Source organism: Parabacteroides timonensis (genome assembly GCF_900128505.1).
GTDB classification, from domain to species: domain Bacteria; phylum Bacteroidota; class Bacteroidia; order Bacteroidales; family Tannerellaceae; genus Parabacteroides; species Parabacteroides timonensis.
The window spans coordinates 4,257,881-4,283,814 of record NZ_LT669941.1 but is presented as its reverse complement, the minus strand read 5'-3'; the positions used below and the strand labels follow the sequence as shown (position 1 = coordinate 4,283,814).

The following is a 25,934-nucleotide window of genomic DNA, read 5'->3' as shown; positions in this document are numbered from 1 at the left end:
TCACATACAATAGAACTACATGAAGAAATTATTAATCAGTTTATCAGTTCTGCTTGCCGTCTCTCCTCTATTTGCACAGGAGAGAACGGTCAGCGGACCGGATAATAATCTAAAAGTAACAGTCTCTTTAAAAAGAGGAGGCGAACCGGTCTACCAGGTCACATATAAAGATAAAACAGTGATCGAAGAATCTCCTTTAGGAGTACTTACCGATATCGGCGATTTCAGCAAAAGGATGAAGTTGGTCGAACACAAAACGGGTAATGTGGATGAACAGTACACATTAAATCGTTGTAAAACAGCGGATGTCCATTATGTTGCCAACAAATTGGTTTGTACCTTCGAAAATGCGGATCAGAAAAAGATGGATGTAATCTTCCAGGTAAGTAATAACGATATTGCCTTCCGATATGCATTTCCTCAATATGGACATACCGCCTGTCTGGTAATAGAAAAAGAGGCAACCGGATTTGACTTTCCACAACAGACAACGACATTCATGTGCCCTCAGGCCGCTCCTATGACCGGCTGGGAACGTACCAAGCCAAGTTACGAAGAGGAATATACACCCGATGAACCTGTCGGAATGATATCCAAACACAAAGTAGGTCATACTTTCCCATGCCTGTTCCATATCGATAACAATTGGGTATTGGTGTCGGAAACAGGCGTAAGCAGCCGATATTGTGCATCCCATCTGAGCGATGGCAGTAAAGAGGGGCTATATACGATCGCTTTCCCTCATCCGGGAGAGAACAACGGTAACGGCAGCGCAGCACCCGGCCTGGCTTTACCGGGCGAAACACCCTGGCGTACCATCACTGTCGGTGACAATTTACAGCCGATCGTCGAAACAACAATTCCTTTCGATGTGGTAAAACCGTTGTACGATGCATCTCAGGACTATAAGTTCGGCCGTTCCACCTGGAGTTGGATCGTGTGGCAAGACGGTAGTATCAACTATGACGATCAGATAAAGTACATCGACCTGGCATCCGCTATGGGATACGAATATGTACTGATCGACAACTGGTGGGACACAAAGATCGGCCATGAACGGATGGCGGAACTGATCAAATATGCCAAATCTAAAAATGTGGGCATATTCCTCTGGTACAACTCCAATGGTTACTGGAGCGATGCTCCTCAGGGGCCTAAACAGCGTATGTGTACCTCTCCCGCCCGGAAAAAAGAAATGAAATGGCTACAGGAACAGGGAGTGAAAGGTTTGAAAGTGGACTTTTTCGGTGGTGATAAGCAAGAAACCATGCAATTGTATGAAGATATCCTGACGGATGCCAACGAACATGGATTGATGATCATCTTCCACGGCTGTACACTTCCGCGTGGCTGGGAACGCATGTACCCGAACTATGTAGGCAGCGAAGCTGTATTGGCTTCCGAAAACCTGATATTCGACCAATACTGGGCCGACAGGGAATCATACAACGCCTGCCTGCATCCGTTCATCCGTAATGCAGTAGGGAGCATGGACTTCGGAGGTACGTTACTGAACAAACGTTACAACCGTACAAACGATGGAGGCACGATCCGTAAAACGACCGACATTTTCCAGCTTGCAACGGCGGTACTTTTTCAAAGCCCGGTACAGAACTTTGCACTTACGCCCAACAACCTGACCGATGTTCCGTCCTTCGAGATCGACTTTATGAAGCAGATACCGACAACCTGGGACGAGACACGTTTTATCGATGGTTATCCCGGCAAATATTGTGTTTTAGCCCGTCGCCATGCAGACAAATGGTATATCACAGGCATAAATGCAGGTAAAGAAACTTTGAAACTGAAAGTTTCTCTCCCCATGCTTGCCGGACAAAAGGTAACGAAATACGATGACAACAAAGATCGTTCACCAAGAATGTCGGATGCTACCGTCAAACAGAATGGCGAATATCAACTGGAAATTTTACCGGATGGCGGAATAGTATTGGTTAATTAACCTGTTTTACGTTCCTTTACAGTGCCTACACTGTAAAGGAACACTTTTTTATACGCTTACAAAGAGTTTCATCACTTCAGCCTTCACCTTTCACCCCCCATCATACTATGAATATCAATAATCAGCGTGTGAAGGCTAACGTTTCACCACCTTCTATCCGACTTCGGCTTGCCCTGCATGCCATACCGGGAAAATACTATGTGTTAAAAGACAGGCCACTAAATGTTAAGTCCCTACAACCATGAGTAAAGTCCCGACCCATAAAAATCACCCTGTACAGGGTAGAAACTTAAGGCCATGACTTAACATGTAGCCATTCATACCCTAACAATCAAAAGGTATATGGATTTCTATTAGTCATTGACAGGGATATACCAGATAAAAAAATTCCATTTCCACGTTTCACACGAGCCTTCACCCGATAATAATTAATATTCATGACGTGATGAGAGGTGTGACACGTGAAGGGTATATGCCTGTAAAGACAAGTATCCGGCGAATTATCCATCATTTTATCAACATAACAACCGGCGACTCCCCAAAATCTAACGTTTGTACACTTTTTTATCGCCTAAGTAAGCATAAGCTATTAAATAAAAAACTACTTTTGCGCCCGATTTGGTGATGCCGGTTCATTCTGTACCGGCATAAAAGGGAATTCGGTGACAATCCGAAGCAGTGCCCGCTACTGTAATACCCGTATCCGAAGAAAAGTTTCTTATACCACTGTTTCGTTTACAAGAAATGGGAAGGTGCTTTTCAGGGTTAAGCCAGGAAACCTGCCAGATCAGACAAATAATCAAGCTCTCCCGGGCCAGGAAAGTGAATTATTAATTCTTATACAAACAATTTCGATGAAAAAGAAATGTTTACTCACAGCTGCTATCAGTTGGATAGTAGTATCTATGTTCGCTCAAACCGCCCTGAAAGGGAAAGTCGTAAACGCTGAAACCAACGAACCTGTCGTAGGAGCCAATATCCGCATAGACCATAGCCTGGCAGGATGCACAACCAATGGTAAAGGAGAATTCAATATCAGCAACCTGCCGGAAGGTGAACATACGCTGAGTGTAACACATGTTAGTTTCCTTCCCCAGAAATATACCGCAGACAGCCAGGATGAAAATATCCTGATCAAGATGAGCGAAAGCTATATCAACCTGGGACAAGTCGTTATAACCGGTACGGGAACCCACCGCCGCATGACCAACTCTCCTGTCCCCATACAGGTGATCACAGCCAAAGACCTGGGAAATGCCAACGTAACCAACCTGGAAGATGCCCTGGTCAAACTGACTCCGAATGTAACAACCATGACAAACGGAATGGGAACGACACTGAGCCTGAACGGCATGAACGAAGACTATATGCTACTGCTGGAAAACGGTAAACGCCTGACCGGTGACGACCGTTATACACGTATCAATATCGCCAATATAAAGCGTATCGAAATCCTGAGCGGGGCAGCTTCCGCCCTTTACGGCAGCGATGCAATCGGCGGCGTTATCAATATTATTACAGATGATACCAAGAATGCGGTGAATGTATCCAACTACACCCATTATACCAGTAAAGGACGGTTCAGCGAAAATATAAATGCAGACGTAAATGCCGGTAAATTTTCATCTTATACTTCATACCAGCGCAGGGAAGCGGATAACTGGCAAGTGAATGATCTCGACGAAAACGGCTATAAAACAGGCCGCCCGATGTCTACCGGATTCCTCTCCGACAATATCAGCCAACGTTTTGCTTACAATGCAACCGACCGCTTATCTTTCTACGTACGTGGTAATTACTATGACTATAACACCCGCCGACCGGAAACAGCCACTTACTTTAAGAAAGGAAAGAAGAAAGATGAAAACGGCAACCCGATCTATGAAGAGACACAGGCTTATACCTATAACATGGCGCATGAAACCTACACCTATGGTGCCGGTGCCAAATATATGATCAACAAATCCGCTTACATCGATGCTGACTTCTTTGCCGACAATTACACCTCAAAATATGACTATTTCCTCAAAACCGGAGATTTCGAACGCGGCGATAAAGAAACCCGTAAAGAAACGACTTATTACGATGCAACCGTAAAAGGTATTTTCAAACCTAATACGTGGAATAAAGTATCCACAGGTATCGAGTATATCAATGAAAACTTCAGAAGCCAATCGGATAACATCAGCTTCAAGAGCATGTATACGATTGCACTTTTTGCACAGGATGAAATTACGATACTAAGAAACCTACAGGCCGTATTAGGCGTGCGCTATCTCTACAATGAGAATTTTAAAAACTATGCCACTCCAAATGTTGCCCTTATGTACAAACTCAAAGGATTTAATTTCCGGGCATCGTACGCAACAGGCTTCCGTTCGCCCACATTGTCCCAACTATACGCAACGGACGAATCGAAAACTTCAAGCCGTTATACGATTGGAAACCCCGACCTGAAACCGGAAAAGAGTAATTTCTTTTCACTGAACGGCGAATATACATGCTCACGTTTTTCAATATCGGCCACCGGATTCTACAACGATATTAAAGACATGATCGATTACCGCGTATTAAGCGATGAAGAGATTCACCAGATGGGACTGGATGAGCTTCATGAGAAATTCTCTACCATCCGTCAGCGCGACAATGTGAACCGGGCTAAAATCAAAGGGATCAGTGTAAACGCAAATATTTATGCAGGAGCCGGATTCACCGTAGGCGGAGGTTACATCTACACAGACAGCGAAGCTAAGACACTGGAACACGACAGCAAAACCGGAACTGATATTGTCGTAATTACTCCTGTCGATAAGAGCGTAAAGAATGCAGCCAATGTACATGCACGTTGGGATCATGACTGGAACAACTACCACCTGAATGTAAACCTGAGCGGACATATCCAGGGCGAACGCTATTCCAGCACATACGGCTACGCCCCGAAATACCAGCAATGGGATTTGAACACCCGCCACTCATTCAACCTAGACGCATTTATCCTGGAACCGGGAATCGGTATCGAAAACTTATTTAACAACCGCGACGACCGCCCCTGGAACAGTAATTTCTCCACGATAAACCCCGGACGGGCCGTTTACATTAGTCTGGCTGTGAAATTCAAAAAGTAAAACAGATAGAAATCAAAGACATAGATACTACATTTTTTTAGTAAAAGAATCATATAATAAAATAATGTAGTATCTTTGCACCCACGATTTAGTAATCAGTTTGTTTCGCAGACTGATTCAAGGGAATCCGGTGTAAATCCGGAGCTGTACCTGCAGCTGTAAATCCTCATTATGTTGGTTAGAAGTTCTAATGCCACTGTTTCAATAGTCGAAATGGGAAGGTTTCTAACCAGAGGAAAGCCAGAATACCTGCTAAATTTATTTTATAATAAACACCAAGCTTCCAGGTTCAGAAGTCTGTGTCCATTCGATTATACGTTTACCTACGTAAAAGCCCTTGCGACATTCCTTTTAAGAAGAGAAACTTGATGTTTTATTTATCAAACTAAATAAAACAGAATATGAAGTATCTGCTATTGGCTTTCATTCTACTATGTAGCATGCAATATGCCTATGCGCAAAGTATCCTGAGCAAAGACGGGAAAGAACTGACGGTACAATTAGATGAAGTAGTAATAACCGGAACCGGTACCGAACATTATCTGAAAGACGCTCCCGTACAGACAGAAGTCATTACCAGCAAAGCGCTGGAACAATATCAGGCTCGTAGCATGGAGGACCTTTTGGGAGGACTTTGCCCTTCATTAACCTTTCATGAAGGCGACATGGGCGGACATCTGCAAATGAATGGCCTGGATAATGACTATATCCTGATTCTAATAAACGGCAAACGTATGAACGGGGATGTGGGTGGACAAAGCGATCTCAACCGAATTAATATAGCCGATATCGAGAGAGTCGAAATCGTAAAAGGAGCCTCCTCTTCTTTATATGGTAGCGACGCTATCGCCGGTGTTATTAATATCATCACCAAAAGGAACAGGGAAAAAATCAACGTCACTAATACGACCCGCGTGGGAGAATATGGTGATATACGCCAAAGCAACACGGTCGGCATTCAAATAGGAAAACTGAACTCTACAACTTCTTTCAATTACAAACATACGGATGGTTGGAGAAACACGGATATGGAATGGGACCAGCACCAGTTGAAACCCGGCTCTGTCAGCAAAACTATCAACCGATCGGACAATTATACGATCAACGAATTTCTCTCCTATAAAGTAAATGATAAACTGGAACTGACCGCCGAAGGTTCGCATTACGAACGTTGGTTATATCGTACATTCGGAGCTTATAAGTATTATCCGTATAATTACTATTATCGCAATTATACATTGGCAGGTGGCGCAAAGTGGAAACTAGAAGGCAGGAATTATCTTACTTTCGATATCGATTATGGCAGGTTCGGATATTTTTACGATTACACCCATGATGCCTATACCGATTACTTTATAGATAATAAACGTGTCACCTTTTTTGCCGGTCAACGTCTCAAACAAAAGATACAGAAACAACTGACAGGACAAGCTAAAGGCGTTTTCTATTTCGGAGATTCACATACGCTTAACACTGGTTTGGAGTATTTGTGGGAGAATCTCGAATCGCCTCATCACATGGACAATCGTACTTCAGCATCCGTTTACACCTTATCGGCTTATGCACAGGATGAATGGACACTGGCGGACCGGTTTATCGTCACTGCCGGACTACGCGGTGTATATCATAAAGAATTCGCAGCAAGAGTGACTCCCAAAGTATCCGCCCTTTATAAATTGAACAATTTCAACCTGCGCGGTACATGGTCGCTCGGATTCAAAGCTCCAACCACTCAGGAACTTTATTACGATTATATCGGCACCATGATGGGAAAGCTGAAGGCCTATTATGGGAACAGCGATCTGAAACCGCAGACATCTCAATATGTATCACTTGGAGCAGAGTTTATTTCAGATAAGTTCCAGGCGAGTGTTACCGGATACTATAACAGTATCCATGATATGATCGCTTTGACAACAGTTCCCACTTCAGCAGAAAACAAGCTGCTGGAAGTAGAGGAAACAAAAAAATATAAGAACCTGTCGAAAGCCAGAGTGTATGGCGTGGATTTCTCATTTACATACAAGATAACAAAAGACCTCGCATTAGGAGGCGGATACAGTTATACTGATGCAAAAGCCCTTTATGTGGATGATGAATTTGACCCACGCTACATGCAATATATCCCCATAGATGCTACCTCTAATCACAATGCAACGCTCAACGCGACATGGGGACATACATGGAAACGCTATCGGTTAGGCGTTGGTCTTTACGGGAAATACCAATCCAAACGCTTTTATATGTCGGACGACAATGCGGACGGATATAATATCTGGAGGATCAACACAAGTCATTCGCTGTTGAAGGTCAAACATTGGGATTTGACAGGCAATGTGGGGGTTGATAATATTTTAAACTATATAGACACCACCCCGTTCGGACGCAATCACGGAACAACAAGTCCGGGACGTAATTTCTACCTGTCTATTACAGCCAAGTTCCATAATAGAAACAAGTAAATCAACATCTTTTAAAATTTATATTTATGAACAAATTTAAGTATTGCCTTATGGCTGCCGCCCTTATGACGGTAACAGCTGTCGGATTTACATCCTGCGGCGACGACGATGACGTAGAAAAAACAGACAATCCGGCAGAACCGGTAGTAAAAGCCGCAAAGACGAAAGATACGGCCATTTTACTTTGCTCTTTCGGAAGTACTTATCACGAAGCAACTCACGTTTATGATGAAACTGTCAAAGAATTCAAAGAAGCTTTTCCTGAAGCAGATGTTTATCTGTCTTTTTCATCAAACACTTGTATCGGACGACTGGAAGCTACACGCGATGAAGCTTACTATCATATAGACCAATGGCTGAATGCCTTTGCTGAAGCTGGTTACACGAGAGTTGCCGTACAGTCGTTACACGTTATTCCGGGTGAAGAATATCTTTCTGTTATGAATACTACTGTAAAGAAAAACTTCATGATCCGTGATTATCCAAGTGTAAATGTATTGAAAGGTGCAAACCTGTTAGCTGAAGATGAGGATACAGAAGCTGTTGCAGAAGCTTTGTATAGTCATTACAAAACATCATTGGCTGACAAGCATAATATCTTGTTGCTGATGGGTCACGGAAACCCGAACGACAGCTATAATGCCAACCAGAAATATGCCGATATCGAAGTTGCCATGCAAGCAAAAACAAGCAGCAAAAATGTATTTGTAGGTACTGTGGATTATGGTAAAATGTTATTCTGGCCGTTAAATGAAAAGACAGAGCAACCTCTGGATACTCCTAATCCTGAATGTATTTATTCAAAACTGATGGATTACTGCAAAACAAATAATCTGGAACCGAAAGACATCAATGTATTCCTGGCTCCGTTCATGTCTATTGCCGGTGACCATGCTCACAATGACCTATGGGGTCTGGAAGACGGAGATGACGCTAGTCTGGCTACTCCGCAATCAGATAATTGCTGGCGTCTGAAATTACAATATCTGGGATTCAATATCGACCAGACAGAAACTCACCCTGCCGATCAGACAGATGCAGACCATGGTATTGAAAGCGGATGTAAAATCAAAGCTTTAGGAGACTATCCTGAAATCCGTAAGATCTGGTTAAACCACCTGAAGGAAAACTGGAACGATGCTGATGCATGGGAAAACGGTGAAGGTTATCAACCGGAATAAAGATAAAAAGAAAAGCAGGAACAATCATCCTGCTTTTCTTTTTTATAATAACATATATATGCTCTTCTGTTCTTTACTTGCAATAATTCAATACCTCTACATTCTTAATCGTACTTTTGAAATCGCCGGCCTTCTCTAACGGGAAAACCAGTGTCCGTACATAACTCATAGAGTCTTTTCCGCCATTAAAGAAACGTTTCTGAATATTCAATTCTTCTTTCAGGTCTCCGTTAATATACAAACGTGTAGCTTTTTCATCACCACTGATCGCTACGGATGCTTCCTCTTCGGGATAAAACTGATAATTAAATGTATTCAGATAACCGTCACGGGCAAAACCTAATTTACCGCTGACAGGATCAGACAAATAAAATACGGCATCGGGAGAACGGAATAGTTCTGTGCCTGGTTCTTCTTTGACAGACTGGACATCAAACGAAACTGTATAATGATAACCGATCTCTTTCAAGCCCGTTTTTGTATTCGGTTTTAAAACATCCTGATTGTAAACAGCACGAGGCTTGTTACCCATGCGTCCAGCAATATTTACACCAGGGCCTTCACCCAGTGCGGTACGCATCGTATTAAAGGTCTCATAAGGGACCTTGCAATCTTTGCCTGTCCACATCTTCCCGGCCAACGTTTGCAAAGCGGGGAAAACACGGTAATGGATATCTTTCGTACTGATACCGTTGCCTGCATGGTCGTTCCAAACAGCAAACATGCCTCCTTTAATCTGTTTATGTTTCTCAGGGAAAACTTCTTTACCGATATGTGCGGGAGTCCATTCCTTATAAAGCATTTCCGTATTCAGATAGTCGTAGTAATAACCGGCAGCCGGAACGATATACAAATAACCGTCGGGAACACTGACCAGGTCGTATCCCTGTTTGATCATTTCTTTCGGATCTGCATAGCCATTGTACCAGGCATTCATCAGTACGTTTTTAGACTTAACGGGAGTATCTCCATTTGCATGGGTCAAAGCTCCCCAGACACAAGCCTGTTTACCGAAGCCTTCTACAAAACGGATATAATGATCGGTGAATTCGCGGAATTTCTCTACTACATCTTTCTTCTTATTTGAATATTCATCGGTTCCGATATGTACTCGTTTTCCGATAAAGACAGGATTTCGTCCTTCCAGATATTCACGGAACAGGCTATCGACAAACTGGTAGGTTTCCGGTTTGAACAAATCCAGGTGATCCATTCCATATTCTTCACTACCGATCTCCGGACGATACTGTGTCAGTGCCAGCGAATGAGCCGGAACATCTATCTCCGGAATGATCTCAACTCCGAGACTATCGGCCATTAACTGAAAATCAATAAATTCTTTTTTAGTATAATAACCGTCACGGGCAGTCAGTCCCGGGAAAAATTCACTTTCCAGGCGGAATGCAGCATAGGTTTTATTCCAGTCATGTTCGAAATATTGTTTGAAAGCGTTATCATTCAGGTGAACCTGCAAAGTATTCATCTTATAATAAGCCATCATCTTTACATAATCGCGCAGGAAATCCATCGGAATGAATTTTCGTCCGCAATCCATCATAAAGCCACGGATCGCATAGTCGGGATAATCGCGCATCGAACCTTTAGGCAATGCCTGGTTATTGTCTTGCTCGGTCATCTGAAGGATTGTACGGGTTGCCCAATATAAACCTTTAGCCTTTGGGGCCGATACAGTCACACGGTCTGCTATTTTCACAGCATACCCTTCTTCACCCAACTGTTTGTCACCGGACAAGGAGAAAACAAAGTCACCAGCGAAAGCCCTTCCTTCTACAACAGCCAACTTACGACCGAACATCGTTTCGTAATCTTCGGCAAACTGATTGGCAATTTTGTTAATGGCAGGATCTTTTCCTACACAGACAATACGGGAAGTGGGAGATGGAGTAAACAAACCTTGTCCCCCTCTCCATTCCTGCAATTCGGGTATGACAAACGGTTTTTCGTTATTGGCAGCATAACTTTTACCCACGAAAAGTGTGCATGCCACAATCAGCATTAAATAGCGTTTTATATTCATTGTATTTTAAATTTAAGCGCACAATATTACTGCTTTTTAATCATCCGGACAAGCTTAAAATGAAGGAATAGTTAAAAGATGACTAATTAAAAGGCGGTTTCTGAATGATTTATTACTTTTGTGTTCAAAAACATATTAATGAGTTACAATTGGAACACACGGACGGAGCTATTACTGGGGGCCGACCGGATGGAGTACTTGTCACATTGCCATGTTTTAGTCGTAGGATTAGGGGGCGTGGGAGCTTATGCCGCCGAACAGATTTGCCGTGCCGGGATCGGGCACATGACAATCGTTGATGCCGATACGGTGAACGCCAGCAATATAAACAGACAGTTACCTGCTTTACATTCCACTATCGGGATGCAGAAAGCAGAAGTTGTAGGCCAGCGTCTGTTGGATATCAATCCACGTTTAAAACTGACCGTGCTTAATGAATTTCTCCGTGATGAACGGACAGAGGAAGTTCTATCCGCCACAAAATACGATTTCATCGTGGATGCTATCGATTCGCTCAGTCCGAAAGTTTACCTCTTGTATCATGCTAACAGGCGTGAAATTCCTATTGTTTCCTCTATGGGAGCAGGTGCAAAAATCGATCCGTCGCAGGTGAAACTGGCCGATATCTCTAAAACCTGCAACTGTGCACTGGCTAAAGCCGTACGTAAACGGTTACGTGGAATGGGCTTGAATAAAGGAATCCCGGTTGTCTTCTCTACGGAAATGGCCGATTCAGAAGCCGTAGTGGAAGTAGAAAACGAACAATGCAAACGGACAACCACCGGAACGGTCTCTTATATGCCCGCTATATTCGGTTGCTATCTTGCATCGTATGTAATAAGAAATATATAACCAGATGATACAAACACAAGGAATTACCAAAAGTTTCGGAAACTTACAGGTATTGAAAGGCATCGACCTTACGATCAATAAAGGTGAAATAGTTGCTATTGTCGGTCCTAGCGGAGCCGGAAAAACAACCTTATTGCAGATCATCGGAACGCTTGATTCACAGGATGCGGGCAGTTTATATATCAACGGGACAGAGATCGGCAAACTATCCGAAAAAGAACTGGCGGCTTTCCGTAATAAAAATATTGGTTTTGTATTTCAATTCCACCAGCTACTACCTGAATTTACCGCACTGGAAAATGTAATGATCCCGGCACTAATTGCACGCGAGAAGGCTTCTGATGCGGAAAAGAGGGCAAAGGAAATTCTCGATTTCCTGAAACTATCGGATCGTATGACGCATAAGCCGGCTGAATTATCTGGAGGTGAAAAACAACGTGTAGCCGTCGCCCGCGCATTGATCAACAACCCATCCGTTATCCTGGCCGATGAACCGTCAGGCAGTCTCGATACAAAGAACAAAGAAGAATTACACAGCCTTTTCTTTGAATTACGCGACCAGATGCACCAGACCTTCGTGATCGTCACTCACGATGAACAACTGGCATCCAACACAGACCGTGTAATTCATATAAAAGACGGGGTTGTTTTAGAATAAGTATAAACTCAGTAGAATTATTTATGGCAAACAAAGATAGAGTAACTTTTGGCAGTAAGATCGGAGTGATATTAGCTACAGTAGGTTGCGCCGTCGGCCTGGGTAGCATATGGCGCTTCCCTTATATGGTCGGAGCGAACGGAGGTGCAGCTTTTCTGTTGGTATTTATGATATGTACGGTTTTGCTCGGCCTTCCGATCATGATTACAGAATTCTTCATCGGCCGTCATTCACGCAGTAACGCTGCCGGAGCTTTTAAAAAGCTGGCTCCCGGAACTCAGTGGTCCCTGATCGGATATAACGGCGTTTTAGCAGCTTTTCTGATATTAGGTTTCTACTCCGTGGTTTCCGGCTGGACCTTGGAATATATCTGGCAGGCTATGACCGGCTCTCTAGCAGGAAAAACAACGGCCGAATTTACAACTGCCTTTGAAACATTTTCATCCAGTGCCCTCCGGCCGATAGGCTGGACAATCGCTTTCATCGCATTGACACACATCGTTATAGTATCCGGAGTAGAAAAGGGTATTGAAAGGGCTTCCAAAATTATGATGCCGGCACTATTTATCATACTGCTGATATTATGTATCCGCTCTGTCACCCTTCCGGGCGTGGAGGAAGGACTCTCGTTCCTGTTCAAACCGGATTTCGATAAGATAACTTCTTCTGTTATCTTAAGTGCCATGGGGCAGACATTCTTCTCATTAAGTATCGGTATGGGATGTCTGATCACCTACTCTTCCTATTTTGGGAAAGACACCAATCTTCAATTAACCGCTGTACAGGTCACCGTATTGAATACACTGGTGGCATTACTAGCCGGTATTATGGTGTTCCCGGCAGTTTTCAGCTTCGGCATTGAACCGACAGCAGGTCCGGAACTGGTATTTATCACACTCCCTAATATTTTCGAGCAATTGCCGTTCGGTAATCTGTGGTCATTCATATTCTTCATCCTGCTGGCATTGGCAGCACTGACCTCCACGATCTCTTTGCATGAAGTGGCAACAGCTTACGTACATGAAGAATATCATACGACAAGAAAGAAGGCCGCCTGGATTGTTTCAGCCGGTGTAGCCGTTATCGGAGCATTTTGTTCGCTCTCTTTCGGCTTATTAAAAGAGTACACCATCGGCGGCTTGATCCTCTTTGATGCCTTAGACTACCTGACTGCTAAAATCATGATGCCTATCGGCGGTATGATGATCTGTGTATTCGTTGGCTTACGTATTGAAAAGAAAGTATTAAAAGCAGAATTGACTAACAAAGGAACTATCACTTTCTACTTCTTCAACACCTATGCCTTTTTCATCAAATATATCGCACCGGCCGCTATCGGACTAATCTTCCTGAATGAGCTGGGATTGATCAAAAAGATAACCGCTCTATTCTGAAAATAAACGGTATAAGTTACTTGCTTATTCACAGGTAACTTATATCTTTGTAACAGAATATTTAACATTAACAAGACCGAACTATGAACTGGCGCGATTTACTCTATTTCTCCAAAGGAGAACGCAGGGCCTTAACCCTCCTACTCTGTCTTATTTCTATTTCCTGGATCATTTTATTACTGACAGATAATAAACCAGAAGACATTTCCAACGAGAATAATAAACGTATAGAATCCATAAAGACAACCCGACCCATCGCTTCGAATAAGCCAAAGCCGGAACAGGAGAAAACAGCCCCATCCGGGAGAAAAAAGAATTTCTCTCGAAAGGAAAAAGATTTTCATCCGAAAGGAACTCCAAACATACCCGGGAGAAAAACTTTCCCGAAGACGGAAAAATATCCGGTCGGAACAGTGGTCGAGTTGAACTCTTCCGATACGACTTCTCTAAAGAAAGTACCCGGAATAGGGAGTACATTTGCCCGCAGAATCATTAAATACCGGGATTTATTAGGAGGTTTCTACAGAGTAGAGCAGCTCCGGGAAGTATATGGTATCGATGAAGAAAAGTATGATGCGATAAAATCGTGGTTTTCGGTGGATATATCTGCGATACATCTTTTATCTGTCAATCATCTTCCCGCAGACTCACTTCGCAAACATCCCTATCTGAATTATGGGCAAGCGCATGCTATCGGACAACTCCGTAAGCAAAAAAGAATACTCACAGGTTGGGAAAACCTTCAACTACTGGAAGAGTTCACAGAGACGGACAAGGAAAGACTTATTCCTTACCTGTCATTTGAATAAGAAAAGAAGTTTATATACATTTGTAAGAAAAGATAACTATGATTTACCTCAAGCAAGTCCGGTTGATCAACCCGAAAGAAGTGGAAGGTCCATTGGAAGATCTTAAATATCCGTTTAAAGCTGCTGCCGTACGACACATGGAATCGATCGTTTTCCGTAAACCGGTTACTTTCCTGGTTGGTGAAAATGGGGCCGGCAAATCGACTCTGTTGGAAGGCATCATGTTCAAATATGAAGAACGGGACGAAGACAAACAAGGGATGCTTTATGACGGTGTTGAAGCATGGAAATCATATTCGAACGTTCTGCCACAATGCATTCGTCTGATTGAAGAACGGAAACCTTTCGACCATTTCTTCTTTCGTGCCGAGTCTTTTTTTGATCATGCAGCCGAAATCGATGCCAAATCGATGAAAGACATATTAAAATATGGACGTGATTATTCTTTAGGAGCCTACGGAGGACATCGCTTACTGGAACAATCGCACGGGGAAAGCTTTCTTAGTACTTTCCTGAATTACGCAGGAAGAAATACTCTCTTTATCCTCGATGAACCGGAGGCCGCCCTTTCACCTCAACGACAGCTGGCACTATTGGTCAGGATCCATGAATTGGTGGCACAAGGTTGTCAATTGATTATCTCGACACATTCGCCAATCATTATGGCTTATCCGGATGCGGATATTTACTCCATAGAAGAAGATGGAGCACATATTACTCCGTATGAGGAAACACAACATTATCAATTAACGAAGTATTTTCTTACCCATACGGAGCAAATGTTGAAAGAATTATTGGGATAGATCAATTACTTTTCCCAGGCATTCAGTATCTCTGCGACATAGACGTTATGAGGGTTGCCCGCCATAGCGCTATACCATTTTTCAAACAAGGCCGGATCAATGAAACAATCTTTATCCATCTTTGTCACATAGAGCGTCTTACACTCAAGTGTCAACCGCGACTCTTCAAAACAAGGGTTTCCTTGTTCGGAAAAATAAGGAGTCAACCCGGTTGCGGCAACTTTGTCAATATCACGTCCGGATTTAGAACCACAGATTTTATGTACCGCTTTGTGTTCTTCTCCCAGGAAAGAGAGGGTAAAACATCCCTTTTCATCGACAAATTCACGGGTATATCGTTCCGGACGGATGAATACGAATACGACCGGTTTATTCCAAAGAAAACCTACGCCTCCCCAACTGGCCGTCATCATGTTAAACTTCTCTTTGTCGCCGGCACTTACCAGCATCCACTCTTTACCGATAATTTCAATAAAGTTGTCCTTGATCAGACTGGGTTCAATTGCTTTCATACTTTATACGCTTTAATTTTTTTCAAAGGTACAAAGAATATCATTTACCCGTACTCATTACACCGGAGTCGTTATCGGCATTGTTCAGACGTTTCTGACCAGCCTTATACGTACGACCGAATGAGAAATTATAAGTCAATGAAACAACGAACAGACGTGAGCTTTCTTTGATATACATCGCTTTTTTATAAGAAGCATACTGGTTCCAATTTTCTGTCTTCACTTTATAATTATCAGAGAACGGGTTAATTGCCCCTACTCCCAGCGACAGATTCTTATGACTGTAGCGCACCATTAACATCTGAATATTCTCACCGCCTTCCAAAGTTTCACCCCAGAACCAGTTCCAGTTCGTATTCATCTGATACATCAGCATGAACTTTTTCCAGGTGAGAGATGCCTGTGCTTCACAATACCAGTTCGTATAGCGGTGGGAATAGGTGTTTCCGTTACTGAGATAATGATTTACACCACCAGTAAACGAGAACTGTAGAATGTCTTTGATCGGCCCGATACGGAACATAGCCGAACCGGTCAGGCGTTGCCAGTTCTTTTGGTTATTCCAGGTCTGGATGATCTTATTGCCTTCCTGATATTTCTCGTCCATAATAGGATTGGGAAGATATTCATAGGCTCCGTCCAAATTGGTATAAAAGATACCTTTCTGATATTCATAAGTTAGCGCCAGACGATAACGCATATAAGCCTCCAGTTGCGGATTACCGCGTTGCAGCTGCAAAGAATCGATCACCTGCTCGATAGCACTCAAATTCCCCAATGAAGGAGAAGAATTACCAACAAAACCTCTCAAACGGATAAACGATTGTCCGGGTAAAGCATATTGCAATGTAAAACGCGGATTGAACGTATAATATTGGTAAGAATCATCAGTTCCATCCTGTTTGTAATAGGAACGCGACACACCGATTCCCAGCGTATAATCCAGCTTCCGGGCTTTTCCTTTAAACTCGCCATAAAGAAAACTTTCCGACTGATTCATACGGGTATTATAATCGTGCCCATTGCGATATTCATTATTGGAAAACGACTGTGTATGGCGAATACCTGTACTCAAACGATTTCCATTCTCCAGCTTTTTCTCATAAATACCTTCACCGATCACTGAATATTTATTTCCTGAAACACGGTTATTGATATCCGTCAGTAAATCCTCACCACGACTTTCCTGATAAAAACGATGGGAAGAAGTACGGTTATAGGTTCCAACCACATTAAAGACCAGCGTCTGATCATTTTTCAAATTACGCTGATAATATAAGTCTAATGCAGGAACCTGATTATCTGAACTATTCAGGTCTACCATATTTACATAGTCCGACAAATTTTCCTGATTGGATAAAACACCACGGTAATCCCAATGCGGTTGATGGTTATTCCAATAACGGAACGTAGCATTGAACAAATACTTTTCGGGATCCTGTACGCTATAATTCAGGTTCAGATTATGCATGAACATGCGACCATGAGCCGGTTCACCTTCCTCTTTCCGGTGCAAAACCGTTCCGTCACCCAAATGAAAGATTTCTTCATTATCCCTGGAAAGTCCATAAAAATCACGCGGACCGATCCGATAAGAAGCACCGAACTCTGATTTCTTATGATTGATCTTTCCGGAAACCCGATGTTCTCCCCATAGGGCATTTACTCCCTGACTCATATCCACGCTGAAACTTCCCCCCGTCTCGGGACGACGAACGATATAATCGAGTACCACTTCCGCATTACCGTAACGTAATCCGGGATTATCATGATATTCAATACGGATGATATCAGAAGGTATCAATGATTTGATTTCATCCAGTTCCACTTTCACCCCGTTTATACGAAGTTGAACTTCACCGTTTCCCGGCACTTTAATTTCGCTTGACAACGGATTCACCTGTATCTTCGGCAGCATCAGTTGTTGCAACAGATCCATACCGTTGGTTGAAGCCTTTACCTGTCGATCGGACGGAAAAACCAGTTTACGATCGGAGCGGCTGCTCGTATTGGACGCACTGACTGTAACGCCATCCAAAGAGACCGCAGCATCCTCCATCGGAATATCACCTAGCGTCACACTTTTATTAAATCCTTTTAAAGAAACATACTGCGTCTCATATCCCAAACTGGAGATAGCCAGCAGGTAATCACCGGATTTCACTTTATCTAAAACAAAATACCCCTTTCCATCAGTAGTTGTTCCAGTAATAAACGTAGAATCCACCGTTTGCAGAACGACATTGGCAAACTCAAGAGGTTCTTTGTTCCGACTATCTTTCACCAAACCTTTTATCCCTAAATTTTGAGCAAAAACTCCCTGTATCATGCAGCCTAGCAGCATGATCCCGAATATTATCCGTTTCATAAGTCTATTGTTTATTTTAATCTGCAGGGTGGCCTTCCCCGCTTTCTTGTTTGTTTCTGTTAGTAAGACGAAGCAACTCGAAAAAAGGTTACACAGAAAAAGCAAAAAAATAAAAACTCGGCAGAGAGCCCAAATCTCGTTTTAAACGAACCTCTAACCCGTTTAAAACGAGTTTTCCGTTTTTTCGTTTATAAACATATCCCACACGAAAATTCAAGAAAACCTGTATCTTTGAAACAAAACGAACAAAACACATGGATATATTAAACTCCTGGATCAGCGCCATCAACGATGTTTTATGGTCTTATATATTAATAATCATGCTATTGGGTTGTGCGATATGGTTTACCTTCAAAACCCGCTTCGTACAGTTCCGTATGATTAAAGAAATGATAAAATTGCTTGGCGACTCCACCGAAAAAACTAAAAACGGTGAAAAACATATCTCCTCCTTTCAGGCTTTTGCCGTATCATTAGCCAGTCGCGTAGGGACAGGTAATCTGGCCGGAGTAGCTACGGCCATTGCAGTCGGTGGCCCGGGTGCTGTATTCTGGATGTGGATAATTGCTCTGCTGGGAGCTTCCAGTGCCTTTGTAGAATCCACATTGGCGCAATTATATAAAAGAAGAGGGAAAGACTCTTTTATCGGAGGTCCTGCCTATTACATGGAACGGGGACTTGGATTGCGGTGGATGGGAGTATTTTTTGCCGTATTGATCTCTATCACCTTCGGTTTTGCTTTCAATTCCGTACAAAGTAATACGATTTGTGCTGCGTGGGAAGGGGCATTCGGATTCGATCACAGGATTATTGGCGGGATATTGACCGTATTGACCATTCTGATCATCTTCGGAGGCATTCAGCGGATCGCCAAAGTAAGTAGTATCATTGTTCCAGTCATGGCTCTCGGATATGTAGCACTAGCATTGGGCATCGTACTTTTCAATATCGGGAAACTTCCTGCCGTACTGGAGTTGATCATTAATAATGCCTTCGGATGGGAACAAGCCATTGGCGGTAGTATCGGCGCAGCCCTGATGCAGGGTATTAAACGAGGATTGTTCAGCAATGAGGCCGGTATGGGTTCCGCTCCGAATGTAGCAGCCACGGCTGATGTTTCTCACCCGGTAAAACAGGGTTTGATCCAGACATTAGGCGTTTTCACCGATACATTGATTATATGTACCTGTACAGCTTTCATTATCCTTTTTAGTGGTGCACCGCTCGACGGATCAGTTAACGGCGTACAGCTAACGCAACATGCACTGACCAATGAAGTAGGAAGCGTGGGAAGTATCTTTGTCGCCATAGCAATTCTGTTGTTTGCTTTCAGCAGTATCATCGGTAACTATTATTATGGCGAAGCAAACATACGGTTTGTTACTCAAAAGAAAAGCGTATTGTTTACATACCGCCTGTTAGTCGGTGGAATGGTGATGTTTGGTGCATTGGCAAGCCTTGACCTGGCATGGAGCCTGGCTGATATAACCATGGGACTGATGACTATTTGCAACCTGATTGCCATCTCCCTGCTCAGTCGCCAGGCATTCCTTTTACTGAAGGATTATATTGCCCAGAAGCAAAAAGGAATAATAAGTCCCGTTTTCGATAAAAACAGTATCCCGGAACTTACCGACAAAGCGGAATGTTGGTAAAAGCATCATAGCCCGAAAGCTGTTATTGATAAATCAAACTAAACAACCGTTCCGGAGCAAAAACCTCGTTTGCGACTTCCTGAATATCCTTTATGGTAAGGGCTTCAATACGGGCAAAAACCTCCGGAAGCGTGTCATAACGGTTATAATGCAGGAAACTCTTCCCCAATCCCAGGAAAAGTCCTTCCTTATTATCACCGGAAACACCTAACTGCCCGATCACCTGTTTCTTGGCTGCTGCCAACTGCGTTGCAGATAAACTATTATCCCGCAATTTATCCAGCTCTTTATGAACCAGGCGTAAAGCTTTCTCCATATTTTTCGGGTCTGTTCCGAAATAGATACTGGCCAATCCGGTATCCGTATAAGAAGTGACATTCGATTCTACATTATATACTAACCCATGTTTCTCCCGGAGTGAGACATTCAAACGGTTGTTCATACCCGGTCCGCCCAACATATTATTAAGCAGGAACAAAGGTATTCGTTTTTCATCGTGCATGCTATAAGCACGGCTACCGATCAATACATGTGCCTGATGTGTATCTTTATGAACCTTTCTAACACAAGGTTCAATTGCATTGGGAACAATACGGTTACGCGGAGCTACTGGAAAAGCAATATCCGACAAAAACCCTTCGGCCATCTTCACGATCTTATTGAAATCAATCCGCCCCATTGAAAAGAAGACCATATTCTCCGGTGCATAAAAACGACGCATAAAAGAACGGCCGGATTCAGAGTTAAATGTCAGAAGAGAGGCTTCATCCCCCAGAATATTATGCCCCAAAGCATGTCCGTCATAAAGTAAATTCTCGAATTCATCGAAGATAAGTTCAGATGGACTATCCTCATACGAATTGATTTCATCCAGAATGACATCCACTTCTTTCTCTATTTCCTGCTGCGGAAATTGAGAATGGAAGATCAGGTCAGTCAACAATTCCAGGGCACGCTGATAGTGCTCTTCCATGAAGATGGAATAAACAAATGTCTCTTCTTTGGTCGTATAGGCATTCAACTCGCCACCTACATTCTCCATCCGGTTCAGTATATGCCAGGCTTTCCGTTTTTCTGTACCTTTAAACATCATGTGCTCCACGAAATGTGCCAGGCCGAACTCGTTCGCCTCTTCATCACGCGTTCCGGCATTCACGGCAAAACCACAGTACGAAACCGGTGATTCCATCGGCAAGTGTACCATACGAAGACCATTAGATAAAATATGTGAGAAGTAATGCATTGTATCTTTTTACTTTAATGACCTGCAAAAGTACAACAAATACATTCAATAGCGAAATGCATAGCTATAAGTTATTGTCTTTATCGGTTCATACTATAAAAATAAAAGGTTCATCATATCCCGATGCAGATTATCCAGGAGAGTATAGGTTAGAAAACAATTAAAATCGTATTTTTGCAAACTATTAGAGATAATCGTATAATTAATAAAGTATCTATGTCAAACGAAGCAATCGCCTGCATCCTGCAGCAGGAAGCTGCAGCAGTACTTAATATTCCTGTTAGCTCCGGCTATGAAGAAGCTGTAACCCTCATTGTAAAACATGTCCATGAACTGGGAGGGAAACTAATCACCAGCGGAATGGGGAAAGCCGGGCAAATTGCAATGAACATCGCCACGACCTTCAGTTCCACCGGGACGCCGACTTCTTTCCTGCACCCCAGCGAAGCACAACACGGCGACTTGGGAATCGTACGGAACAACGATATCATGCTACTGATCTCCAATTCAGGGAAAACACGCGAACTGGTAGAATTGGTTGACCTTACCCGTGGACTGGTACCCGACATGAAATTCATTGTTATCACGAGTAATCCCGACAGTCCTTTGGCTAAAGAAGCCACGGTGCAATTGCTTACCGGCGCACCTGCCGAAGTTTGCCCGTTAGGCCTCACTCCCACTACTTCCACGACTGTCATGACAGTGATCGGAGATATCCTGGTAGTCGGCACAATGAAAAGGATCAATTTCAACAATAAGGATTATGCCAAGCGTCATCACGGCGGTTATCTCGGATCGAAAAGCCGTGAGCAAAGCAAAAACGAATAGAATAAACAAACCATTATATATGAGAAAAGTTATTGGCATCGGGGAAACTATTCTCGATATTATATTCAAGAATAACCAGCCGCATACAGCCGTGCCGGGCGGTTCAGTCTTCAACGGACTGGTATCGTTAGGCCGTCTGGGTGTTCCGGTTTCTTTCATCAGCGAAGTCGGAAACGACCACGTCGGCGATATTATCCGTCAGTTTATGGAGGAAAATCATATCTCTACGGAGTTTGTAGACCGCTTCCCCGACGGGAAAAGTCCTATTTCACTGGCTTTCCTTGATAATGAGAACAATGCCAATTACACTTTTTACAAAGATTATCCCAAACAACGCCTGGAAGTGCCACTGCCGGTTATTAATGAGGACGATATCTTTATCTTCGGTTCTTATTATTCGCTGAATCCGGTTTTACGGGAACGGATGGTTGAATTTCTGGAATATGCCAAAGAACGGAAAGCCATCATTTATTACGACCCGAACTTCCGTAAGGCACATGCACATGAAGCGATCTACCTCACCCCTACTATCCTGGATAATCTGGAATATGCAGATATCGTACGCGGATCGGATGAAGATTTCTTCAATATCTTCGGAAAAACGGATGCAAAGCGTATTTATACGGATCATATCAAGTTCTATTGCGACCGTTTTATCTCCACTCATGGAGCCGGCGGTGTAAACCTCTATACAAGCAAACAGGAAGAGCATTTCGATACCACTCCCATCCAACCGGTCAGCACCATAGGAGCCGGAGATAATTTCAATGCCGGTATCATCTATGGATTGTTGAAATATAACATCGGATACCATGATCTTTCGACGATGAGTAAAGAAGCATGGGAAAAAGTAATCCGTTGCGGTATGGATCTTGCCTCTGAAGTATGCCAGAGCTACGACAATTACATTTCTAAAGAATTCGCAGCCTCATACAGTCGGTAGTCTTAAATATCATTAACTCTGGCACCATAAAGAGCCGGATTTATTATCTTTGTAATGTATGTATGCTAGAAAAACAATGTTTGTAAGATTATTATCACTGTTCGCTTGTGTAACACTATTGGTAGGCTGTTCGTCCAACAACCCTGAAATACGGACGATCTGCTTACGTGATGGTATAGGAAATTATATCATCAAATGGGAGACAGACCCACAGATAGACGGGATCTTAAAAATGTATGTATCCGACAATCCGGAATCGTTCAACAAATCTCTCCCGGCAGGATACGCCAACATCAACGACGGCGTTTTCACCTACATTACCAACGACAATATGTCGCGTAAATACTTCCTGTTGTCTTTCAACGACAAATACTTCAAAACAGTCGGAGCCCGTTCCGTAGGAATGGACAGTATACAGAATGTACGCGAAATCGGAGGTTACGGAACCGCTCATAATCACAAAACAACCCGCTGGGGGCAGGTCTATCGCTCCGGACAACTCAGCTCCCTGAGCGAATGGGATTCTATCCGTTTGAACAATCTGCATATTAAAACGGTTATAGACCTGCGTGGAAATGATGAAGTAGCGGTCAACCCGTTACGTTATTCCAACGCAAATGTTGTTCGTATCCCTATTCCCATTAAGAATATGGATAATGTAGTCACCCGTATACAAGAAGACCGTATGCGTAAAGGAGACGGGATCCTGTTTATGCAGGACACCTATTTACAATACGTGACCGATTACAGCGAACAGTATGCCAAAGCGCTCGATGTTTTTCTGGAAAAGGATAATTATCCGATCCTGATAAGCTGCTCGATGGGAAAAGATCGTACAGGCTATCTGACTGCCATGTTATTGTTCGCCCTTGGAGTACCGGAAGAGACAATAGTTAAAGACTATATGGCTTCCAACGAGAATATCAACATCGGACATCTGGCTTATATGGCACGCGACCTGAGTACGAATGCACAGGAAACGATCACTACTTTGGTCACTGTCAACGAAGGGTTGATCGACCTAGTTCTGAAACGGATCCGGAAAGATTACGGTTCGGTAGATAAATATCTGTCAAAAGGCTTACACCTGACCGATAAGAAACGGGAAGCATTAAAAGATATTTTGTTATATTAATGTGAATCCGAATTATTTATCTACCTTTGTACCCTCTGAATTTATTATATACACATATATCACATTTTGAAAACATTTGAAGAATTAGGAGTTGCCGCCCCCATACTGAAGGCAATTCAAGAAATGGGTTACGAATCACCCATGCCGGTACAGGAAGAAGTGATTCCTTTCTTGCTGGGAGAAGACAACGACGTAATCGCATTAGCACAAACAGGAACAGGAAAAACAGCCGCATTCGGTCTGCCTATCCTGCAAAAGATTGATGTGACAAGATATCAGCCTCAAGCACTTATACTTTGTCCCACCAGGGAACTTTGTCTGCAAATTGCCGACGACCTGAACGAGTACTCCAAATATATCGACAACCTGAAAGTGCTGCCGGTATATGGAGGATCAAGCATTGAAAGTCAGATTAAGACGTTAAAACGTGGCGTACACGTAGTTGTAGCTACACCGGGACGCCTGTTAGACCTGATGAACCGTAAAACGGTAAATCTGGGTACGGTTAAGAGCGTCATCATGGATGAAGCCGACGAAATGCTGAACATGGGATTTACCGACAGCATCAACGCAATCCTTGCAGAAGTACCACCTGCACGTAATATGTTACTCTTCTCCGCTACTATGCCGCAGGGTATCGCCAGCATCATGAAGAAGTACATGAAGAACCCGAAAGAAATCGTTATCGGGAACAAGAACGAAGGAAACAAGAACATCAAAGATATCTACTATATGGTTCGTGCCCAGGATAAATACCTGGCACTGAAACGTATTGCCGACTACTATCCGAATATCTACGGCATCGTTTTCTGTCGTACTCGTAAAGAGACACAGGAAATTGCCGACAAGCTGATACAGGATGGTTACAATGCCGACTCGCTGCATGGCGAATTAAGCCAGGCACAGCGCGACTATGTGATGCAAAAGTTCCGTGTAAAAAACATCCAATTACTGGTTGCTACCGACGTGGCTGCCCGCGGACTGGATGTGGACGACCTGACACACGTAATCAACTACGGCTTACCCGATGAAGTAGAATCCTATACCCACCGCCGCGGACGTACGGGACGTGCCGGAAAGACAGGTATCTCTATCTCTATCTGTCACGTAAAGGAAAAAGGAAAGATTCGCCTGATCGAGAATATCATCAAGAAGAAATTCGAGAAAGGTGAAATGCCCAGCGGGCACGATATCTGCGAAAAACAGCTCTTCAACCTCGTCGACCAGATCGAAAAGGTGAAAGTAAACGAAGAAGAAATCGCGACCCTGATGCCGCAGATCTACCGTAAACTGGAATGGCTGGACAAAGAAGATATCATCAAACGTGTTGTTTCCCTCGAATTCAACCGTATGATCGACTATTATAAAGATGCAGACGAAATACAGGAAGTAGACGAACGTGCAGCTCGTAGCGAACGTGGTGAACGTGGAGAACGCCGTACTTTCACAGCCGAAGAAGGTTACTCACGTTTCTTCCTTAACTTCGGAAAGGCAGACGGTTTGTATCCGAACCAGTTGATCGAATTGGTCAACAAATGTGTTCCGGGAAAGGTACGTATCGGTAAAATCGATTTGCGCGACAATTTCTCATTCTTCGAGGTGGAGGAAGGAGAAGCACAACGCGTAATGGATAGTATGAACGGCTTCGAAATAGATGGACGCCGTATCTCTGTCGAACCGGCCCAAGGCAAGAGCGAAGGCAGAGGCAGCCGCGGAGGCGGAGGATTTAGCCGTAGCGGTGGAAGCACACGCGGCGGTAGCGATTCAAGAGGCGGCTACAAAGGTGGCGGTGGCTATAAAGGCAAACGCGAAGGAGGCTTCAGCGGTAGTACAACCGACAGACGTAACGGTGAAAAACCCTGGAGACGCGAGACATCCGACCGTAACGCACGCAAGAAAAGATACTAATCTATACTATATATAAATGCCTGAAGGGCGGAGTTTTAAGCTCCGCCCTTTCTATTTGAT

Annotated in this window: 18 protein-coding genes and 2 riboswitches; of the genes, 14 read left to right on the top strand and 4 right to left on the bottom strand. The window is 43.4% G+C overall.

Annotated features, from left to right (window positions below):
* Positions 1 to 19: 19 nt before the first annotated feature.
* The 4 genes from BQ7394_RS24470 to BQ7394_RS24455 all read left to right on the top strand — a co-directional run bounded on the left by BQ7394_RS24470 (position 20) and on the right by BQ7394_RS24455 (position 8,728).
* Positions 20 to 1,960 (top strand): glycoside hydrolase family 97 protein, encoded by a 1,941-nt coding sequence (locus BQ7394_RS24470; protein WP_075559782.1) that lies wholly within the window; start codon positions 20 to 22, stop codon positions 1,958 to 1,960.
* A gap of 602 nt (positions 1,961 to 2,562) precedes the next feature.
* Positions 2,563 to 2,761: riboswitch (cobalamin riboswitch) on the top strand.
* Between the two features lie 53 nt (positions 2,762 to 2,814).
* On the top strand, positions 2,815 to 5,085 hold the full coding sequence (locus tag BQ7394_RS24465) for a TonB-dependent receptor (RefSeq protein WP_075559781.1): 2,271 nt from the start codon (positions 2,815 to 2,817) through the stop codon (positions 5,083 to 5,085).
* A gap of 72 nt (positions 5,086 to 5,157) precedes the next feature.
* A riboswitch (cobalamin riboswitch) is annotated at positions 5,158 to 5,356 on the top strand.
* 130 nt (positions 5,357 to 5,486) lie between these two features.
* Positions 5,487 to 7,547, top strand: a complete 2,061-nt coding sequence (locus BQ7394_RS24460; protein WP_075559780.1) for a TonB-dependent receptor plug domain-containing protein — start codon at positions 5,487 to 5,489, stop codon at positions 7,545 to 7,547.
* Positions 7,548 to 7,573: 26 nt separating this feature from the next.
* Complete coding sequence (locus BQ7394_RS24455; protein ID WP_075559779.1) at positions 7,574 to 8,728, top strand: sirohydrochlorin cobaltochelatase; 1,155 nt, start codon at positions 7,574 to 7,576, stop codon at positions 8,726 to 8,728.
* A 73-nt stretch (positions 8,729 to 8,801) separates the two neighbouring features.
* Here BQ7394_RS24455 and BQ7394_RS24450 read toward each other — a convergent pair whose 3' ends face one another.
* Positions 8,802 to 10,766: a family 20 glycosylhydrolase gene (locus tag BQ7394_RS24450; RefSeq protein WP_075559778.1), complete on the bottom strand. Its 1,965-nt coding sequence runs from the start codon at positions 10,764 to 10,766 to the stop codon at positions 8,802 to 8,804.
* Positions 10,767 to 10,904: 138 nt separating this feature from the next.
* Here BQ7394_RS24450 and BQ7394_RS24445 point away from each other — a divergent pair, with 138 nt between their 5' ends.
* From BQ7394_RS24445 to BQ7394_RS24425, 5 genes are all read left to right on the top strand, one after another.
* A complete protein-coding gene (locus BQ7394_RS24445; RefSeq protein ID WP_075559777.1) occupies positions 10,905 to 11,618 on the top strand; it encodes a tRNA threonylcarbamoyladenosine dehydratase in 714 nt (237 codons plus the stop codon).
* A gap of 4 nt (positions 11,619 to 11,622) precedes the next feature.
* Positions 11,623 to 12,276, top strand: coding sequence for an ABC transporter ATP-binding protein (locus BQ7394_RS24440; protein WP_075559776.1), 654 nt, complete (start codon positions 11,623 to 11,625; stop codon positions 12,274 to 12,276).
* A 23-nt stretch (positions 12,277 to 12,299) separates the two neighbouring features.
* Positions 12,300 to 13,670 (top strand): sodium-dependent transporter, encoded by a 1,371-nt coding sequence (locus BQ7394_RS24435; protein WP_075559775.1) that lies wholly within the window; start codon positions 12,300 to 12,302, stop codon positions 13,668 to 13,670.
* 83 nt (positions 13,671 to 13,753) lie between these two features.
* The gene (locus tag BQ7394_RS24430) at positions 13,754 to 14,479 is read left to right on the top strand and encodes a ComEA family DNA-binding protein (RefSeq protein ID WP_075559774.1); all 726 of its coding nucleotides are present in this window, start codon (positions 13,754 to 13,756) and stop codon (positions 14,477 to 14,479) included.
* A 38-nt stretch (positions 14,480 to 14,517) separates the two neighbouring features.
* On the top strand, positions 14,518 to 15,282 hold the full coding sequence (locus tag BQ7394_RS24425) for an AAA family ATPase (protein ID WP_075559773.1): 765 nt from the start codon (positions 14,518 to 14,520) through the stop codon (positions 15,280 to 15,282).
* Between the two features lie 5 nt (positions 15,283 to 15,287).
* Here the strand turns inward: BQ7394_RS24425 and BQ7394_RS24420 are convergent, their stop codons facing one another.
* Both BQ7394_RS24420 and BQ7394_RS24415 read right to left on the bottom strand, forming a co-directional pair.
* A complete protein-coding gene (locus BQ7394_RS24420) occupies positions 15,288 to 15,794 on the bottom strand; it encodes a flavin reductase family protein (RefSeq protein WP_075559772.1) in 507 nt (168 codons plus the stop codon).
* Positions 15,795 to 15,834: 40 nt separating this feature from the next.
* Positions 15,835 to 18,162, bottom strand: coding sequence for a TonB-dependent receptor (locus BQ7394_RS24415; RefSeq protein ID WP_075559771.1), 2,328 nt, complete (start codon positions 18,160 to 18,162; stop codon positions 15,835 to 15,837).
* Positions 18,163 to 18,416: 254 nt separating this feature from the next.
* Between BQ7394_RS24415 and BQ7394_RS24410 the strand changes: the two genes are divergently transcribed.
* Positions 18,417 to 19,817 (top strand): alanine/glycine:cation symporter family protein, encoded by a 1,401-nt coding sequence (locus BQ7394_RS24410; RefSeq protein ID WP_075559770.1) that lies wholly within the window; start codon positions 18,417 to 18,419, stop codon positions 19,815 to 19,817.
* A gap of 22 nt (positions 19,818 to 19,839) precedes the next feature.
* Here BQ7394_RS24410 and BQ7394_RS24405 read toward each other — a convergent pair whose 3' ends face one another.
* On the bottom strand, positions 19,840 to 21,060 hold the full coding sequence (locus BQ7394_RS24405) for a M16 family metallopeptidase (protein ID WP_075559769.1): 1,221 nt from the start codon (positions 21,058 to 21,060) through the stop codon (positions 19,840 to 19,842).
* A gap of 216 nt (positions 21,061 to 21,276) precedes the next feature.
* On the opposite strand from BQ7394_RS24405, the gene BQ7394_RS24400 reads away from it, so the two are divergent.
* The 4 genes from BQ7394_RS24400 to BQ7394_RS24385 all read left to right on the top strand — a co-directional run bounded on the left by BQ7394_RS24400 (position 21,277) and on the right by BQ7394_RS24385 (position 25,874).
* Positions 21,277 to 21,888: an SIS domain-containing protein gene (locus BQ7394_RS24400; RefSeq protein ID WP_075559768.1), complete on the top strand. Its 612-nt coding sequence runs from the start codon at positions 21,277 to 21,279 to the stop codon at positions 21,886 to 21,888.
* Positions 21,889 to 21,907: 19 nt separating this feature from the next.
* Positions 21,908 to 22,831 carry a carbohydrate kinase family protein gene (locus BQ7394_RS24395; protein ID WP_075559767.1) on the top strand — a complete coding sequence of 308 codons (924 nt, stop codon included), beginning with the start codon at positions 21,908 to 21,910 and terminating at the stop codon, positions 22,829 to 22,831.
* Positions 22,832 to 22,907: 76 nt separating this feature from the next.
* Positions 22,908 to 23,966, top strand: coding sequence for a tyrosine-protein phosphatase (locus tag BQ7394_RS24390; RefSeq protein WP_075559766.1), 1,059 nt, complete (start codon positions 22,908 to 22,910; stop codon positions 23,964 to 23,966).
* A 123-nt stretch (positions 23,967 to 24,089) separates the two neighbouring features.
* Positions 24,090 to 25,874 carry a DEAD/DEAH box helicase gene (locus BQ7394_RS24385; RefSeq protein ID WP_075559765.1) on the top strand — a complete coding sequence of 595 codons (1,785 nt, stop codon included), beginning with the start codon at positions 24,090 to 24,092 and terminating at the stop codon, positions 25,872 to 25,874.
* The last annotated feature ends 60 nt before the right edge of the window (positions 25,875 to 25,934 follow it).

Bases quoted from the DNA above. Each gene is read 5' to 3' on its own strand.
- BQ7394_RS24390 (WP_075559766.1), top strand. From the start codon at position 22,908: ATGTTTGTAAGATTATTATCACTGTTCGCTTGTGTAACACTATTGGTA.
- BQ7394_RS24395 (WP_075559767.1), top strand. From the start codon at position 21,908: ATGAGAAAAGTTATTGGCATCGGGGAAACTATTCTCGATATTATATTC.
- BQ7394_RS24470 (WP_075559782.1), top strand. From the start codon at position 20: ATGAAGAAATTATTAATCAGTTTATCAGTTCTGCTTGCCGTCTCTCCT.
- BQ7394_RS24430 (WP_075559774.1), top strand. From the start codon at position 13,754: ATGAACTGGCGCGATTTACTCTATTTCTCCAAAGGAGAACGCAGGGCC.
- BQ7394_RS24460 (WP_075559780.1), top strand. From the start codon at position 5,487: ATGAAGTATCTGCTATTGGCTTTCATTCTACTATGTAGCATGCAATAT.
- BQ7394_RS24465 (WP_075559781.1), top strand. From the start codon at position 2,815: ATGAAAAAGAAATGTTTACTCACAGCTGCTATCAGTTGGATAGTAGTA.
- BQ7394_RS24420 (WP_075559772.1), bottom strand. From the start codon at position 15,794: ATGAAAGCAATTGAACCCAGTCTGATCAAGGACAACTTTATTGAAATT.
- BQ7394_RS24455 (WP_075559779.1), top strand. From the start codon at position 7,574: ATGAACAAATTTAAGTATTGCCTTATGGCTGCCGCCCTTATGACGGTA.
- BQ7394_RS24440 (WP_075559776.1), top strand. From the start codon at position 11,623: ATGATACAAACACAAGGAATTACCAAAAGTTTCGGAAACTTACAGGTA.
- BQ7394_RS24400 (WP_075559768.1), top strand. From the start codon at position 21,277: ATGTCAAACGAAGCAATCGCCTGCATCCTGCAGCAGGAAGCTGCAGCA.
- BQ7394_RS24410 (WP_075559770.1), top strand. From the start codon at position 18,417: ATGGATATATTAAACTCCTGGATCAGCGCCATCAACGATGTTTTATGG.
- BQ7394_RS24450 (WP_075559778.1), bottom strand. From the start codon at position 10,766: ATGAATATAAAACGCTATTTAATGCTGATTGTGGCATGCACACTTTTC.
- BQ7394_RS24385 (WP_075559765.1), top strand. From the start codon at position 24,090: ATGGGTTACGAATCACCCATGCCGGTACAGGAAGAAGTGATTCCTTTC.
- BQ7394_RS24435 (WP_075559775.1), top strand. From the start codon at position 12,300: ATGGCAAACAAAGATAGAGTAACTTTTGGCAGTAAGATCGGAGTGATA.
- BQ7394_RS24415 (WP_075559771.1), bottom strand. From the start codon at position 18,162: ATGAAACGGATAATATTCGGGATCATGCTGCTAGGCTGCATGATACAG.
- BQ7394_RS24425 (WP_075559773.1), top strand. From the start codon at position 14,518: ATGATTTACCTCAAGCAAGTCCGGTTGATCAACCCGAAAGAAGTGGAA.
- BQ7394_RS24445 (WP_075559777.1), top strand. From the start codon at position 10,905: ATGAGTTACAATTGGAACACACGGACGGAGCTATTACTGGGGGCCGAC.
- BQ7394_RS24405 (WP_075559769.1), bottom strand. From the start codon at position 21,060: ATGCATTACTTCTCACATATTTTATCTAATGGTCTTCGTATGGTACAC.